This is a genomic window from Ruegeria sp. HKCCD9138 (assembly GCF_057220975.1).
Window position 1 is genome coordinate 1 of record NZ_JBWVAZ010000011.1, and the last position, 13,795, is coordinate 13,795.

A 13,795-nucleotide genomic window follows, 5' to 3' on the forward strand; every position below is an offset into this window, starting at 1 on the left:
TACAGGCCGACGATGCACTAACAATCAATTTGGACCAGTCAGATGAGGCTGCTCATGACCCATTGTACGCATCGTTTCAGCGCGCAGTTTAATGCCCCCAGATAATGAGGCTGTTCCCTTTGCCAGAGTTCGCACTACTGGCTTTCCGAGAAAACCCGACAAGCTTGTTTGCGTAAGTTGGTTCTTTGTGTGAGTCAGCAAGACAACGTCTGAATAGTTCTCCTGTTCGCAGATCTTTCTTGCATAAGCCAGCGCAATCTGGAAGGCGTTCTCGTCATGACTGTCGATTGGAACAAGAACACGAATGGTATTGGTCAAGAGAATTCCTTTCAAATTAGAGAGTTGAAACAGTTTGTGAAAGTTCGGAACGCAACACAACCCTAGAATGAAAGTAGTATTGAAATTACAGGTTTGAAAGTCTCCTTCGACGGCTGCACTGCAGCATACAGAAAGCCAGTCGAGCGGCAGCTTTGGGCCGTTCGGGGCCTGATGCACATGCAAAGTACAGAAGCTTGGTAGACGCCGCTGTGGGCTCATTCCGGCCATTTGCTGAACGGAATATTTAAGGCCGCATCGGTCCCAAAGGAAAATGCTGCTGCCAAAAAGGAAAAACTTTGGTGCTCGTACCAGTTAGGTTTTGGTGGAGCCTAGGGGAGTCGAACCCCTGACCTCTTGCATGCCATGCAAGCGCTCTCCCAACTGAGCTAAGGCCCCATTCAGGTACCGTCCGTGCGGTGGACGGACGTTTATGAGACGCCGCTGCCGAGTGCAAGACCAAATTTCGGAATCCGACAAAAAGAATCTGGCGACGCGGTAGGGCAGGGCGAGGCGGCCGGGACCGCCTCGGGCCGGGGTCAGGACTCGTCTTCCGACGACATGTCCGTGATATCGTCCAGCGAAACGTTGTCGTCGTCGTCATCTTCCAGCAGATCATCATCCAGCTCGACATCGACGTTATCGTCATCGTCCAGAACCAGATCTTCATCCGACGACGCTTCGCGTGCTTTGACCGATGCGGCATCCTCGGCATCCGCAGCGATCATGCGGCTTTTGCCGGTTTCCAGCTCCACGATCTCGCCGGTATAGGGGCTGACGATCGGGTCCTTGTTCAGGTCGTAAAAGCGTTTGCCGGTTGTCGGGCAAACACGCTTTACGCCCCATTCTTCCTTGGGCATATCAAATCCCCTTGATATCAGGTGAATCTCAACAATGATTCAGGTCACCTGCCACAAGCGGCAGGCACTGTCAAAGCCTTTGCGCTAAGGAGAACGGCCCATGGGGCGACACGCATTGCCCGGACAGCCACCGGTTCCGTTAACATTGCGCAAATCGGCGCGGGCGCGGCGGATCTCGTTGCGGATTTCTCAGTTGGATGGACGGGTTACGCTGACTTACCCGCAGGGTGTCGCTGAAACCGAAGCGCTGAGTTTCGCTCATCAGAAAGAGGAGTGGATTCGTCAACACCTTCAGGACCGTCCAGAAGCGGCGACCGTCCAATTCGGCCATAGCATTCCCATTGAAGGCGTCGAACGCCGAATCGTTCCCGCTCGGGGTCGCCGGGTTCAGTTGGGCAATCACGACATCGCGGTGCCGGAAGGGGCCGAGGCGCGGCGGCTGGCCAAGTTTCTGAAGGAACTGGCCCGCGATCGTCTGACCGAAGCGTGCGATGACTATGCAACCATGCTGGGGCGCCCCTATTCAAGTCTGACGATGCGCGATACGCGGTCGCGTTGGGGATCGTGCAGTTCCGCAGGTGGTCTGATGTTTTCCTGGCGGCTGATCCTGGCTCCGCCCGAGGTGCTGCATTACGTGGCGGCGCATGAAGTCGCGCATCTGGCCGAGATGAACCATTCACCCGCCTTTTGGGCGCAGGTCGAGCGAATATTCGGGCCGTACAAGGCGCCAAGGCGCTGGTTGCGCGACCATGGTGCCGGGTTGCATCAGTATCGGTTCGACGCCAGTGCGAGTTGACCCCACAGATTTTTGTGATCACATGGGGGCATGTTGACGACACGCCCTGCCGACTCGCAAACCGCCACTCATGATCGTGTGTATCGTTCCCTGCGATCCCGGATCATGCATGGAGAGACCGCTCCGGGACAGGCGCTGACGTTGCGTGGGATTGGCAAGGAGTTCGGGGTTTCCATGACGCCTGCGCGAGAGGCCGTGCGCCGCCTTGCGGCAGAAGGCGCGTTGTTTCTGTCCACATCGGGTCGGGTTTCGACGCCAGAACTGACCAATGATCGCATAGAGGAACTGGCTGCGCTGCGCGCCTTGCTCGAGGTCGAACTGGCCAGCCGGGCGCTGCCCCGGGCCCATATGGCGCTGATCGACCGGTTGCAGAGTATCAACATGACCGTGGCCGAAATGGTCACCAAACGCGATGCGGTCGGGTATATTCGGACCAATCTGGAATTTCACCGCACACTTTACCTGCGGGCGCAGGCTCCGGCGATGCTGGCCATGGCCGAAACCGTCTGGCTGCAGCTCGGACCAACAATGCGCGCGCTTTATGGTCGGTTGCGGCGCACAGAGCCGCCCCATTATCACAAGCTGATCATCGCCGCCCTCAAGGCCGGGGACGAGCCTGGGTTGCGGCTGGCTGTGCGCTCGGACGTGACGCAGGGCCTGCGTCTTCTGGTGAGTTGAGCGGCTTATCGCCGACTGCTTCAGAACTTGAATGTGACAGGCTGTCTTTCTGGTCTGGTTGGCGCGGCTGCGCTATTCTGAGGCAAATCACATAACAAGAGCAGATTTCAGACATGATCAATCGACGGACCTTTTCTATTGGGCTTGGGTCAACGGTTCTGGCCGCCTGTTCCGGGGGCAGCGTACCGACGCGAGCGCCCGCATCGCGCATGCAGGCTGTGCCGAACGCAGGGTGGGATGCTTGGGTTGCAAACTTCAAAGGGCGTGCAGCGTCGCAGGGCATCTCGCAGACGACCATCAACCGGGCCTTTCAGGGCGCCGGTTACCTGCCCGAAGTGATCCAGCGCGACCGCAACCAGGTCGAGTTCAAACGTTCGCTTGAGGATTACCTTGCCATCGCCGCCTCGGACGAGCGGATCGGCACCGGCAAGCAGATGTTGGTCCGCCACGCGGGAACTCTGTCGCAGATCGAGGCGCAATACGGCGTCGACAAAGAGGTCATCGTGGCTGTTTGGGGTCTGGAAAGCCGGTATGGCGCCCGACGTGGTGACGTGCCGGTGGTCTCGGCCCTGTCGACGCTGGCCTATGACGGGCGGCGCGGACAGTTCTTTGAAAGCCAGTTGATGGCAGCAATGAAGATTCTGCAAAACGGGGACACCACGCCTAACAACATGACCGGTAGCTGGGCCGGTGCCATGGGTCATACACAGTTCATTCCTACGTCCTATCTGGCCTACGCTGTAGATTTCACCGGCGATGGGCGACGCGATATCTGGTCCGGGGATCCAGCGGATTCGCTGGCTTCGACCGCGGCCTACTTGGCTCGTGCAGGTTGGGTGCGTGGACAACCCTGGGGCGGAGAAGTCGGCACCGTTTCTGGTTCACCAATTGCGGTTTTACAGCCGCAAAAACCGGGTCCGCGTATTGCCGTGTTCCGCAATTTTCAGGTGATCAAACGTTACAACAACTCGGACAGCTATGCGATTGGGGTGGGCCATCTGTCCGACCGGATCGCTGGCGGCGCGCCGTTTCAGGCCTCGTTCGGGCCGGACGCGAACGGGTTGACGCTTGAAGATCGCAAAGAGCTACAGCGCCGCCTGACTTCGGCGGGCTATGACACGCAGGGCGCGGACGGTGTTATTGGCGGTAAGACCACGGCGGCAATCACCGGCTACCAGCGTGCCAATAGGCTGCCTCAGACCGGTGAGCCATCGGTTGCTTTGCTGCGCAGGTTGGGCGGTTGACAGGTTACGCCGCCAGCCCCTTCGAGCCGATATCCAGGAATTTCTGACGGCGGTCCTTGATCAGGGTCGCCGCGTCCATGCCGTCCAGTTCTTTCAACATGAGGGTAATAGCGTTCCGAACGGATTCGACCGTGGCGGGACGATCCCGATGGGCACCACCTTTAGGTTCTTCGATGACTAGGTCGCAAACCCCCAGCTTTCGCAGGTCCTGCGCGGTCAGACGCAGTGCTTCGGCCGCCTCGCGCATCTTTTCGGCATCCTTCCACAGGATCGACGCGCAACCCTCGGGCGAGATTACCGAATAGACCGAGTGTTCCAGCATCGCCACACGATTGGCGGTGGCAAAGGCCACAGCCCCGCCCGAACCACCCTCGCCGATGATTACCGAGACCAGCGGTACACCGATTTTCAGGCACATTTCGGTGGAACGCGCGATGGCTTCGGACTGGCCGCGTTCCTCGGCACCCTTGCCGGGGTAGGCGCCTGCGGTGTCGATCAAAGTGATGACCGGTAGGTTAAAACGCCCGGCCATTTCCATCAGGCGGACGGCCTTGCGATAACCCTCGGGCCGCGCCATGCCGAAATTCCGTTCGATCCGCGATTTGGTGTCCGAGCCCTTTTCGTGACCGATCACCATCACCGGCTGATCGTTGAACCGTGCCAACCCACCGATCACCGCCAGGTCGTCGGCAAAGTTCCGATCTCCGGCCAGCGGGGTAAATTCCGTGAACAGCGCCTCGACATAGTCCTTGCAGTGCGGGCGTTCCGGATGACGCGCTACCTGACATTTCCGCCACGGTGTCAGGTCCTTATACAGCTCGTCCAGCAACTTGGCGGCTTTTGCATCCAGCGCGGCGGCTTCCTCGGCCACGTCCATCTCTTCATTGGCGCGGGCCAACGCGCGCAATTCCTCGGCCTTGCCTTCGATCTCGGCCAGTGGTTTTTCGAAATCCAGATACTGGGTCATGACGCCTCACTTGCGTGAAATTTCCTAGCTATATGCCGTTGGGCGCTTCCAGATGCAACTATAAGGAAAATCTGTGCCACCCGGAGTCGCGGAAACTGTTGATCACGCAGTGAATATCTTTGTGAAGGCGTTTCAGTGCGGGCCAATTCAATTAGCAATAAGGTTCTATCGACGGGGCCAAAACTTGAATGTCAAGCAAAGGCACATTCGCCAAGTCGATCCTGATAGCTGGCAAGCGGCGGGTTCCAAAGCAACCGTCCGGGAGCAAGCTTCATTCTCGATCCAGTGCGCCCAAGCGGTTGAGCGTTTTCACACAACGAAACTTAGCAAGATTTGTGGATAGAGATTATGCAACCACGAAGAGGCAAGGAAAAAGGAAGAATGCCGATGACAACCGGCTATGAAGACCGTGTTTTGCGGGTGCTGGCCTATATCCATGACAACCCCGCCGGGGACCTGTCTCTGGATGCTCTGTCGGATGTCGCTGCCATGTCACGGTTTCACTGGCACCGGGTCTTTCGCGCCATTACAGGCGAGACCTGCGCGCAGGCTGTGCGTCGTGTCAGGTTGCATCGCGCGGCCTATATGCTGGTCGCGTCCGACAAAGCGGTTCCACAGATCGCAACTGAAATCGGCTATCCGAACCTGAAGTCCTTTGCGCGCGCCTTTTCCGAAGCCTACGGCAATAGTCCCGCCGCGTTTCGTAAGGCGGGGCAGTTTCTGCCAAGTAAACCGCAATTCAGAACAGGAGATTATCCGATGCATCCCGTTGTTACCCGAGAAGAGCCCGTTCGCCGCATTGTCGCAGTGCCGCACAAGGGAAACTATGGAGAAATTGGCAAAAGCTTTGAGGCGTTTGGTGCCATGTGCGAATCCCGCAACCTGTGGCCTCAGCTCGGGCCGGTTATCGGCGTTTACCTCGACAGCCCCGAGGACGTGCCCGTCGACGAGCTTCGCAGTTATGCCGGGGCGGAATTCCAAGGTGAAGCTGTGCCTGACGACATGGAAGAGGTGAAAATCCCTGGTGGCAAGACTGCTGTTCTGACGTACAGGGGCCCATACTCCGGAATTCAGGCCGCCTATCAATCCCTGTTCGGCAACTGGTTGCCAACGTCCGGAGAAGAACCGGCGGATCAGCCTTGTTATGAAATCTACCTGAACAATCCGCGCGACACGGCGCCCGAAGAGCTGTTGACCGAAATCTGCCTGCCTTTGAAATAGGTCAGTTCGGCAACAGAACCGGGTAAAGCGAAGCCACCAGAAGGCCTGCCATCGTCCAGTTGAACATCAAAAGGCGGCGTGGGTTCGTCAGTATCCGCGCCATCTGTTGTCCCAAAACCGTCCAGGTACTGACCGATGGCAAGTTGATTGCACCAAATACCAGCGCAACAATGATAACGGCACTCAGCGTCTGGCCGGGGGCATAAGCCGTGGTGGCGGTCAATGCCATGGCCCAGGCTTTGGGATTAACCCACTGGAACGCAGCCGCCTGCAGGAATGTCATGGGTGTTCCTGTTGCATCCGTACGGCTTGCCGGAGCGGCATGGGCGATTTTCCATGCGAGATACAAAAGATAGACGACCGCCACAATTCTGAGCGCTGAGTAGCTTGCCGGGTATCTGTCAAACATCTGAACCAACCCGATGCCAACCAGAAGCACCATGAAAGTAAACCCCAGTCCGATCCCCAGCATATGGGGGATGGTTCGGCGAAATCCGAAATTGGCGCCAGAAGCCATCAGCATCAGGTTGTTTGGACCCGGTGTAATGGATGAAACAAAAGCAAAGGCGATCAGGGCGAGCAGGATGTCGAAGGTCATTGCGGGATATTTCCCTAAAATGCGGCGAATGAAATTGCGATTATGTGCGTAGTCGAGCTAATCTCGCAACTGATGGCTAAAGATGATGAAATAAACCGTCAAATATTGCGGGAGCTGACTCGCGATGGACGCATCAGCAACCTGGATCTGGCGGATCGCGTTGGTTTGTCGCCTTCGGCCTGCCTGCGCCGGGTTCAGGAACTGGAACGGTCAGGTGTGATCTCGGGCTATCGCGCCGTCCTGAACCCCACGGCGATGGGGGTCGGGTTCGTCGCCTATATCGGTGTCGGTCTGGGCGAGCACACAAAAGCCGCACAAGAGGGGTTTGAGCGCGCCTTGCAACTGGCTCCGGAAGTGGTGGAGTGTCACAACATCACGGGAACGATCGAGTACCTGCTGCGGGTCGAATGTGCCGATTTGCCATCTTACAAGACGTTTCATACCGAGGTGCTGGGAACACTGCCGCATGTGACCTCGATCACGTCTTACGTGGTCATGGGATCGCCGAAAGACCTGCGGGCTTGATGGTGGAATTGTGATTTCTAACCATCTTGCGGGCTTAAATCTCAGGCCCTAGTGTCATCTCAAATACGTCGCCCACATGGTAGAGACTACCGCAAGAGGCGCTCAGTCAGGGAGATGACCATGAAACCTATTCGAACCGGAGCGTTCGCTGCAGCCATGGCGATGGTCGCCAGTGCGGTTTTTGCGGCACCGCTGAAACTGCAACCCGCCAGCCCTCAGCCGTCCAACCCTCAGGCCGGGCTGAACGTCAAATACGCATGGGAGGGTAACCCTCCTCGTAAGATCCAGACCGTGGCCAAAGCCAAGCAGATGATGAAGAAGGCCAAACCCGGAGCGCCGCTGCGGGGATTGGACTACCGCGATACGAATGAAGGCGACCCGGTTCTGACCTACAATGAGGCTTTCAACGTCGCGGCCGAGGTAACCGGTTACATCCGCTTTGATGCGCCCGGAGTCTACGAGCTGGAAACCTGGTCGAATGACGGCATCGATGCATGGGTTGGTGGTCAGCAGATCGGGTATTTCAACGGTCGTCAGGGCTGTGAAGCCAATCAGCGGACGGAAGTCGAGGTGCCTCAGGCCGGATGGTATCCGCTCAAGATCAATTATTTCCAGAAATACGGAACATCTTGCCTGATGATGAAATGGGGAAAGCAGGGGGAACGGTTTACGTGGACCCCCAATAACGTCTTCGGGCGCTGACCGCGTTATTGCCGGACGGCAAGAATGGCGCCCGACCGGGCGCCTTCTTTTTCTCAGCCGTTGGCCGCGATCAGTTCGGCCTGCGCCACGATCACTTCGGCTTGTTTGATCGACGCGATATCGACAAGCCGGCCCTTATAGACAGTTGCGCCTTCACCGTTGGCCTTGGCCTGTTCCATCGCGGCCAGGATCTCGCGCGCTTCCGAGACTGCTTCGTCCGAAGGGGTGAATACCTGATTGGCCAGAGCGATCTGCTTGGGGTGAATCGCCCATTTGCCGACCATACCCAAAGTGGCCGAGCGTTTGGCCTGCGCGATATACCCTTCGTCATCCGAGAAATCGCCAAACGGGCCGTCGACCGGCAACACGCCATGGGTGCGGCAGGCGGCGACGATGGCGGCCTGTGCCCAATGCCACGGATCGGACCAGTGCTTTTCGCCCTCGCGTAGCATGTAGTAGTTTTCCTGCGTCCCGCCGATTCCGGTAGTCTGCATTCCCATTGATGCGGCAAAATCGGCGGCGCCCAGACTCATTGCCTGCAGGCGCGGCGATGCGGCCGCGATTTCCTCGACATGGGCGATACCCGCGGCGGATTCGATGATGACTTCGAAAGAGATCGGTTTGCTGCGGCCTTTGGCGCGCTCGATTGCTGTGACGAGCGCATCAACTGCGTAAACATCCGCTGCGCACCCAACCTTGGGGATCATGATCTGATCCAGCCGGTCGCCAGCCTGTTCCAGCACATCGACCACATCACGATACCAATACGGCGTGTCCAGCCCATTGATGCGGACGGACATGTATTTGTTGCCCCAGTCGACTGTATTCAACGCCTCGATCACATTGGCACGTGCGGCATCCTTATCCGAAGGCGCTACCGAGTCCTCCAAATCGAGGTTGATGACATCCGCTGCCGAGGCCGCCATTTTGGGGAACAGTTTGGTGTTCGAACCCGGGCCAAAGAGCTGACAGCGATTGGGCCTGGCAGGTGCGGCGGGTTGAATGCGAAAGCTCATCTGGACCTCACGAGGGTAATGAAATTACGTTTTTGGCTGCCCATTGGGTATTAAATTGCGCGGATGTGTGCAAGGTGTATTGTGCACCTGCGGCAATGCTTGCGCAGCATCGTTCAATTTGCTGCCTTGCATCGCCTGTCATTACCCGATTTTCCACAAGATGTCGGAGAATCTTCGGCAAAACTAACAAACCTCGCAAGATTATCCCGTGCCCTCGCTTCAGGTGGCGCAAAAACGAGAAACCCTCGTGATACAAAGTCTCTAGCATTGGGCGGAATCACAGGAGTGAAGCGCGATGATCGAGACACCTTATCTGCTATTTCTGGGCGACGCGCCCGACCAGCTGGCCGCCAAGGTTGCGGTCGGAATCAAGGATTGGCGCCCTGAGAACGCCGTTGGCCAGTACCGGATGGACGGATGCAAGGCGGATCTGGGTCTGAAAGACATGGATCTGGTGGAAGCTCGCGAAGCCGGGGCCAAGACGCTTGTCATCGGCGTCGCCAACCGCGGTGGTGTCATCAGCCAGGAGTGGAAGAAGGTTCTGGTGACCGCGCTGGAAGAGGGGTTCGATCTGGCCTCGGGCCTGCACAATCTGCTGCGGGACGAGCCTGACCTCGTGGCCGTGGCAGAGGCGACGGGTCAAAAACTGCACGACGTGCGTATCCCCGAAGTTGACTATCCGATTGCGAACGGCATCAAACGCACCGGAAAACGGTGCCTTGCCGTCGGGACAGACTGCTCGGTCGGCAAGATGTACACGGCCATGGCAATGGACGCCGAGATGCGCAAGCGGGACATGAAGGCAACATTTCGTGCCACGGGGCAGACAGGCATTCTGATTACCGGCGATGGTGTGCCGCTGGACGCGGTAATCGCGGATTTCATGGCCGGCGCGGTCGAATGGCTGACCCCGGACAATGACGAAGATCACTGGGATCTGATCGAAGGACAGGGGTCGCTGTTCCACGTGTCCTACTCTGGTGTGACCATGGCTCTGATCCATGGCGGTCAGCCCGACGCACTGATCCTTTGCCACGAACCGACTCGCGCCCACATGCGGGGTCTGCCGACTTACCAGTTGCCATCGCTGGAAGCTCTGCGGGATACGGCGCTTCAAATGGCGCGCGTGGCAAACCCCGATTGCAAGGTCGTTGGAATCTCGGTCAATACGCAGCACATGAGCGAGGACGACGCGACGGACTACCTGGCAGCTTTGGAAGCCGAGATGGGCCTGCCGGCAACCGATCCCTTCAGGTTCGGATCGGGCAAGTTGGTCGACGCGCTGGCTGCGGTCTGATCTAACGGACACGCCGGTGGCGGGGTGGTCCGCCTCCGGCGGGAGTATTTGGAAAAAGATGAAGGAGCGGGCGCGTGCGAATTGAGGTTTCTCGCGATGTGTTTCGGCTGGCGCAGGTGTTCACGATCTCGCGCGGATCGCGCACCGAAGCGAAGGTGCTGACGGTCCGGCTGTCGGATGGAACGCATCAGGGCTGGGGCGAATGCGTGCCTTATGCGCGATATGGCGAGACACTGGAGTCGGTAGAGGCCGAGATCGCGGGATTGCCCGCGGAGTTTTCCCGCGAACAGTTGATGGATTTGCTACCAGCAGGCGCCGCGCGAAACGCGGTCGATTGTGCCTTGTGGGATCTTGAGGCCAAACGCGCGGGCAAACGGGCGTGGGACCTGGTCGGGCTGGAAAAACCTGGTCCTGAAATCACGGCCTATACCCTGTCGCTGGACACTCCTGAAGCCATGCAGGCGCAAGCGGCTGAAAATGCGCATCGTCCACTGCTGAAAATCAAGCTGGGCACGCCGGACGACATGCCCCGGCTAGAGGCCGTGCGCGCCGGTGCGCCGGATGCAAGGATCATTGTCGACGCAAATGAAGGCTGGTCGGCGGAGGTTTATGCCGATCTTGCCCCGCATCTGCTGCGGCTGGGCGTTGCGCTGGTGGAACAGCCGCTGCCCGCCGGGGAGGATGACGCTCTGATCGGGATGGATCGGCCCGTTCCGGTGTGCGCCGACGAGTCCTGCCATGACCGCACGAGCTTGCCTGCGCTAAAAGGCAAGTATGACGTAGTCAACATCAAGCTGGATAAGACCGGCGGCCTGACCGAGGCGTTGAAACTGCGCGCGGCGGCACTGACCGAAGGCTACGATATCATGGTGGGATGCATGGTCGGCAGTTCCCTGGCGATGGCACCTGCGACTCTGGTGGCGCAGGGTGCGATGGTGACAGACCTTGACGGCCCGCTGCTTCTGGCCGAAGACCGCGACAACCCGCTGATTTTTGATGACGCCGGAGTGCACCCGCCCAAAGCGGGCCTCTGGGGGTGACGAACGCCCGGAAAATGATCCGGCGGATCATTTTCAGCGGCGAACGGGCGAAGCCCTGAGACGAAAAGGATATGACATGACCCGCACCGTTTACGTGAATGGCGAATACCTGCCCGAGACCGAGGCCAAGGTGTCCATTTTTGACCGTGGTTTTCTGTTTGCAGACGCGGTTTACGAAGTCACCAGCGTTCTGGGCGGCAAGCTGATCGATTTCGAAGGCCATGCCGTGCGGCTAAAACGGTCTCTGGATGAGCTGGAGATGGCAGAGCCTTGCAGCAAGGAAGAGCTGCTGAGTATTCACCGCAAGTTGGTGGAACTGAACGGGATCGAAGAAGGTTTGATCTATCTGCAGGTCTCGCGCGGCAGCGATGGAGACAGGGATTTCGTGTTCCCGGACGCGGCCACCAAGCCGTCACTGGTCCTGTTTACGCAGAACAAGCCCGGTCTGGCCGACAGCCCCGCGGCCAGGAAGGGCGCCAAGGTCATCTCGATCGAGGACATCCGCTGGGGTCGCCGCGATATCAAAACGGTGCAGTTGCTGTATCCGTCGATGGGTAAGATGATGGCGAAGAAAGCGGGCTGCGACGATGCGTGGCTGGTTGAAGACGGGTATGTGACCGAAGGCACCAGCAACAACGCCTATTTCGTCAAGAACGGCAAGATCGTCACCCGGCCGCTGTCCAACGACATTCTGCATGGCATCACCCGTAAGGCGGTGCTGCGGATGGCGGCCGAGGCTCAGATGGAAATCGAAGAACGCCTGTTTACCATCGACGAAGCCAAAGAGGCGGACGAGGCCTTCACCACCTCGGCCAGTGCTTTTGTCATGCCGGTGGTCGAGATCGACGGGGTGGCGCTGGGCGATGGCACTCCGGGTCCGATCGCAACGCGTTTGCGCGAGATTTATCTGGAGGAAAGTCGCAAGGCCGCAATCTGATCATGAAAGGCCCGCCGGAATCGCGGGCCTTTCGCTTTCCGAGTAGGCGTCAGTCCTTCTTGCCCACGTTTTCTTCGAAGGCGACCTTGAAGGCGGCCTGTTTTTCTGGGCTCGCCTCGGTCTGATAGTTGGATTTCCATTCATCCATGGTCATGCCATAAAAAATCTCGCGGGCCTCTTCCTTGCCCATCTCGATCCCTTTTTCGTTGGCGGCCTCCTGATACCAGCGCGACAGGCAGTTTCGGCAGAACCCGGCGAGGTTCATCATATCAATATTCTGCACGTCGGTGCGGTCTTCCATCAGGTGTTTCCGCAAACGGCGGAAAGCAGCGGCCTGAAGTTCGATCTCGGTTTGCTGGTCCATTGTCGGGCTCCGAATGATTGTCTTGCGTTCGGTGCATGACCTAACAATCCGCAAGCTCTGTTACAATGAACAGGAGGGGCCCAGAGGCCCCTCGGGTATCCAGATTGGGATGCTATGCCAGTTTCAGGGCCAGCCATGGCATCATGCAGAAAATGATGGTCAGGATCTTGTAGTTCGCAAGATACCGGAAATAGGCCCGTTTTACGTCTGCCCGATCCATTTGGAACATTCTGCCGTGAATGCCTGCTACCCAGTCCTGCAGTGCCACGATCATCACCGTGCTGAACAGCAATACCGCGATGTTAAGGACCGTCATCCAGCCGAAGACGGTCGTCAGGAATTCCTGAGTCATGGTCGTCTCCTTTCCCTTAATATATGGGTATCGGAGAATTCGCTCACAATAACGTGAGGCCTGAAAACGCCTGGCCGTGACCCTACGTCACAAACCGCTTTCAGCAAGGGCGTCCTGCAAAATGGTGGCCAGGCGTTCTGCCCACTCTCGCTGCCCTTTGTGATCCGCGATCAGGTCATTCCGCAGCTCAATCAGCGCGTTCGGGCGCCCAAAACTCGTGCAATGCTTGTCGATGGCATCACCGGGCAGAACACCCGTATAGGGTTCGTTGACGCCGACACACAAGTCGCCTTCGGCTTCGAGGCGATTGATCAGCGGGCGCGAGAAACGCTCGTCCGCCGTATGCAGAATTCCGATATGCCAGGGCCGGGGTTCGCGTCCTCGCAATTGCCGGGTGAAGGAGTGCATCGACACGATCACCGCATGAGGCAGCGCCGCCATCCTGGCCAGCGCATCATGATAGGGGCGGTAGCACATGTTCAGACGCCGTTCGCGCTCGGCTGCGTCGGCGTGGCGGTTTCCGGGGATGATCGACCCGTCATAGAGCTTCATCAGCAGGGTCGGGTCATCCTCACCCCGGTTTGGATCGATCACTAGACGCGAGAAATTGGCGGCGATAACCGGCGCGTTCATAATCTCACCCAAATGCTTCGAGACCTCGTAGGCGCCCACGTCATAGGCAATGTGGCGTTCCATATCTTCGCGCGGCAAGCCAAGGTCGCCGCCGTTGACCTCGGGCGGGACAGTGTTGGTCGCATGATCGCAGGTAATCAACCAGCGCGAGGGGCGATCCGCGCCGTGAACAAAAAACGGAGTGTATGTCATCAGCCTGTCATCTAGTTTGCCGCAGGTGTAGGACAGTTGCTTCGGAAAGGGAATTGCG

General features: G+C 58.3%; 16 protein-coding genes and 1 tRNA gene. 9 read left to right on the top strand and 8 right to left on the bottom strand.

The features are described from left to right. Window positions 1-638: 638 nt before the first annotated feature. Window positions 639-714: transfer RNA gene (locus AC2TEL_RS16950), tRNA-Ala, on the bottom strand. A 140-nt stretch (window positions 715-854) separates the two neighbouring features. Next, the gene (locus tag AC2TEL_RS16955; protein WP_480842942.1) at window positions 855-1,175 is read right to left on the bottom strand and encodes a TIGR02300 family protein; all 321 of its coding nucleotides are present in this window, start codon (window positions 1,173-1,175) and stop codon (window positions 855-857) included. A 100-nt stretch (window positions 1,176-1,275) separates the two neighbouring features. On the opposite strand from AC2TEL_RS16955, the gene AC2TEL_RS16960 reads away from it, so the two are divergent. From AC2TEL_RS16960 to AC2TEL_RS16970, 3 genes are all read left to right on the top strand, one after another. Beyond that, the gene (locus tag AC2TEL_RS16960) at window positions 1,276-1,971 is read left to right on the top strand and encodes a M48 family metallopeptidase (protein ID WP_480905561.1); all 696 of its coding nucleotides are present in this window, start codon (window positions 1,276-1,278) and stop codon (window positions 1,969-1,971) included. A gap of 30 nt (window positions 1,972-2,001) precedes the next feature. Continuing rightward, window positions 2,002-2,649 (top strand): GntR family transcriptional regulator, encoded by a 648-nt coding sequence (locus AC2TEL_RS16965; RefSeq protein ID WP_480842940.1) that lies wholly within the window; start codon window positions 2,002-2,004, stop codon window positions 2,647-2,649. 113 nt (window positions 2,650-2,762) lie between these two features. Beyond that, entirely contained in the window at window positions 2,763-3,893 is a 1,131-nt protein-coding gene (locus AC2TEL_RS16970) for a lytic murein transglycosylase (RefSeq protein ID WP_480905563.1), read from the top strand. Window positions 3,894-3,897: 4 nt separating this feature from the next. Here AC2TEL_RS16970 and AC2TEL_RS16975 read toward each other — a convergent pair whose 3' ends face one another. Beyond that, window positions 3,898-4,860, bottom strand: a complete 963-nt coding sequence (locus AC2TEL_RS16975; RefSeq protein ID WP_480842938.1) for an acetyl-CoA carboxylase carboxyltransferase subunit alpha — start codon at window positions 4,858-4,860, stop codon at window positions 3,898-3,900. A 387-nt stretch (window positions 4,861-5,247) separates the two neighbouring features. Here AC2TEL_RS16975 and AC2TEL_RS16980 point away from each other — a divergent pair, with 387 nt between their 5' ends. After that, the gene (locus AC2TEL_RS16980; RefSeq protein WP_480905566.1) at window positions 5,248-6,081 is read left to right on the top strand and encodes an AraC family transcriptional regulator; all 834 of its coding nucleotides are present in this window, start codon (window positions 5,248-5,250) and stop codon (window positions 6,079-6,081) included. A gap of 1 nt (window position 6,082) precedes the next feature. On the opposite strand, the gene AC2TEL_RS16985 is transcribed toward AC2TEL_RS16980, so the two are convergent. Then, window positions 6,083-6,679: a LysE family translocator gene (locus AC2TEL_RS16985; RefSeq protein ID WP_480905568.1), complete on the bottom strand. Its 597-nt coding sequence runs from the start codon at window positions 6,677-6,679 to the stop codon at window positions 6,083-6,085. Window positions 6,680-6,751: 72 nt separating this feature from the next. Between AC2TEL_RS16985 and AC2TEL_RS16990 the strand changes: the two genes are divergently transcribed. Together AC2TEL_RS16990 and AC2TEL_RS16995 are read left to right on the top strand one after the other, a co-directional pair. Beyond that, window positions 6,752-7,204, top strand: coding sequence for an Lrp/AsnC family transcriptional regulator (locus AC2TEL_RS16990; RefSeq protein ID WP_480842936.1), 453 nt, complete (start codon window positions 6,752-6,754; stop codon window positions 7,202-7,204). A 120-nt stretch (window positions 7,205-7,324) separates the two neighbouring features. After that, window positions 7,325-7,906 carry a PA14 domain-containing protein gene (locus tag AC2TEL_RS16995; protein WP_480842935.1) on the top strand — a complete coding sequence of 194 codons (582 nt, stop codon included), beginning with the start codon at window positions 7,325-7,327 and terminating at the stop codon, window positions 7,904-7,906. A 53-nt stretch (window positions 7,907-7,959) separates the two neighbouring features. On the opposite strand, the gene AC2TEL_RS17000 is transcribed toward AC2TEL_RS16995, so the two are convergent. Next, complete coding sequence (locus tag AC2TEL_RS17000; protein ID WP_480842934.1) at window positions 7,960-8,922, bottom strand: L-malyl-CoA/beta-methylmalyl-CoA lyase; 963 nt, start codon at window positions 8,920-8,922, stop codon at window positions 7,960-7,962. Between the two features lie 295 nt (window positions 8,923-9,217). Between AC2TEL_RS17000 and dgcN the strand changes: the two genes are divergently transcribed. The 3 genes from dgcN (at window position 9,218) to AC2TEL_RS17015 (ending at window position 12,196) form a co-directional block, all read left to right on the top strand. Further along, window positions 9,218-10,219 carry an N-acetyltransferase DgcN gene (dgcN, locus tag AC2TEL_RS17005; protein ID WP_480905571.1) on the top strand — a complete coding sequence of 334 codons (1,002 nt, stop codon included), beginning with the start codon at window positions 9,218-9,220 and terminating at the stop codon, window positions 10,217-10,219. A 74-nt stretch (window positions 10,220-10,293) separates the two neighbouring features. Further along, a complete protein-coding gene (gene dgcA / locus AC2TEL_RS17010) occupies window positions 10,294-11,259 on the top strand; it encodes an N-acetyl-D-Glu racemase DgcA (RefSeq protein ID WP_480905574.1) in 966 nt (321 codons plus the stop codon). A 76-nt stretch (window positions 11,260-11,335) separates the two neighbouring features. Beyond that, window positions 11,336-12,196: a D-amino-acid transaminase gene (locus AC2TEL_RS17015; protein WP_480905577.1), complete on the top strand. Its 861-nt coding sequence runs from the start codon at window positions 11,336-11,338 to the stop codon at window positions 12,194-12,196. A gap of 49 nt (window positions 12,197-12,245) precedes the next feature. Here AC2TEL_RS17015 and AC2TEL_RS17020 read toward each other — a convergent pair whose 3' ends face one another. The 3 genes from AC2TEL_RS17020 to AC2TEL_RS17030 form a co-directional block, all read right to left on the bottom strand. Beyond that, the gene (locus AC2TEL_RS17020; protein ID WP_480905579.1) at window positions 12,246-12,560 is read right to left on the bottom strand and encodes a DUF1244 domain-containing protein; all 315 of its coding nucleotides are present in this window, start codon (window positions 12,558-12,560) and stop codon (window positions 12,246-12,248) included. A 112-nt stretch (window positions 12,561-12,672) separates the two neighbouring features. Continuing rightward, window positions 12,673-12,912 (bottom strand): DUF6868 family protein, encoded by a 240-nt coding sequence (locus tag AC2TEL_RS17025; protein WP_480842929.1) that lies wholly within the window; start codon window positions 12,910-12,912, stop codon window positions 12,673-12,675. An 87-nt stretch (window positions 12,913-12,999) separates the two neighbouring features. Next, window positions 13,000-13,737, bottom strand: coding sequence for an N-formylglutamate amidohydrolase (locus tag AC2TEL_RS17030; protein WP_480905582.1), 738 nt, complete (start codon window positions 13,735-13,737; stop codon window positions 13,000-13,002). Window positions 13,738-13,795 lie beyond the last annotated feature (58 nt).

Excerpts from the sequence above, each read along its gene's own strand:
- AC2TEL_RS16955 (WP_480842942.1), bottom strand. The coding sequence starts at position 1,175 with ATGCCCAAGGAAGAATGGGGCGTAAAGCGTGTTTGCCCGACAACCGGC.
- AC2TEL_RS16960 (WP_480905561.1), top strand. The coding sequence starts at position 1,276 with ATGGGGCGACACGCATTGCCCGGACAGCCACCGGTTCCGTTAACATTG.
- AC2TEL_RS16965 (WP_480842940.1), top strand. The coding sequence starts at position 2,002 with ATGTTGACGACACGCCCTGCCGACTCGCAAACCGCCACTCATGATCGT.
- AC2TEL_RS16970 (WP_480905563.1), top strand. The coding sequence starts at position 2,763 with ATGATCAATCGACGGACCTTTTCTATTGGGCTTGGGTCAACGGTTCTG.
- AC2TEL_RS16975 (WP_480842938.1), bottom strand. The coding sequence starts at position 4,860 with ATGACCCAGTATCTGGATTTCGAAAAACCACTGGCCGAGATCGAAGGC.
- AC2TEL_RS16980 (WP_480905566.1), top strand. The coding sequence starts at position 5,248 with ATGACAACCGGCTATGAAGACCGTGTTTTGCGGGTGCTGGCCTATATC.
- AC2TEL_RS16985 (WP_480905568.1), bottom strand. The coding sequence starts at position 6,679 with ATGACCTTCGACATCCTGCTCGCCCTGATCGCCTTTGCTTTTGTTTCA.
- AC2TEL_RS16990 (WP_480842936.1), top strand. The coding sequence starts at position 6,752 with ATGGCTAAAGATGATGAAATAAACCGTCAAATATTGCGGGAGCTGACT.
- AC2TEL_RS16995 (WP_480842935.1), top strand. The coding sequence starts at position 7,325 with ATGAAACCTATTCGAACCGGAGCGTTCGCTGCAGCCATGGCGATGGTC.
- AC2TEL_RS17000 (WP_480842934.1), bottom strand. The coding sequence starts at position 8,922 with ATGAGCTTTCGCATTCAACCCGCCGCACCTGCCAGGCCCAATCGCTGT.
- dgcN (WP_480905571.1), top strand. The coding sequence starts at position 9,218 with ATGATCGAGACACCTTATCTGCTATTTCTGGGCGACGCGCCCGACCAG.
- AC2TEL_RS17015 (WP_480905577.1), top strand. The coding sequence starts at position 11,336 with ATGACCCGCACCGTTTACGTGAATGGCGAATACCTGCCCGAGACCGAG.
- AC2TEL_RS17020 (WP_480905579.1), bottom strand. The coding sequence starts at position 12,560 with ATGGACCAGCAAACCGAGATCGAACTTCAGGCCGCTGCTTTCCGCCGT.
- AC2TEL_RS17025 (WP_480842929.1), bottom strand. The coding sequence starts at position 12,912 with ATGACTCAGGAATTCCTGACGACCGTCTTCGGCTGGATGACGGTCCTT.
- AC2TEL_RS17030 (WP_480905582.1), bottom strand. The coding sequence starts at position 13,737 with ATGACATACACTCCGTTTTTTGTTCACGGCGCGGATCGCCCCTCGCGC.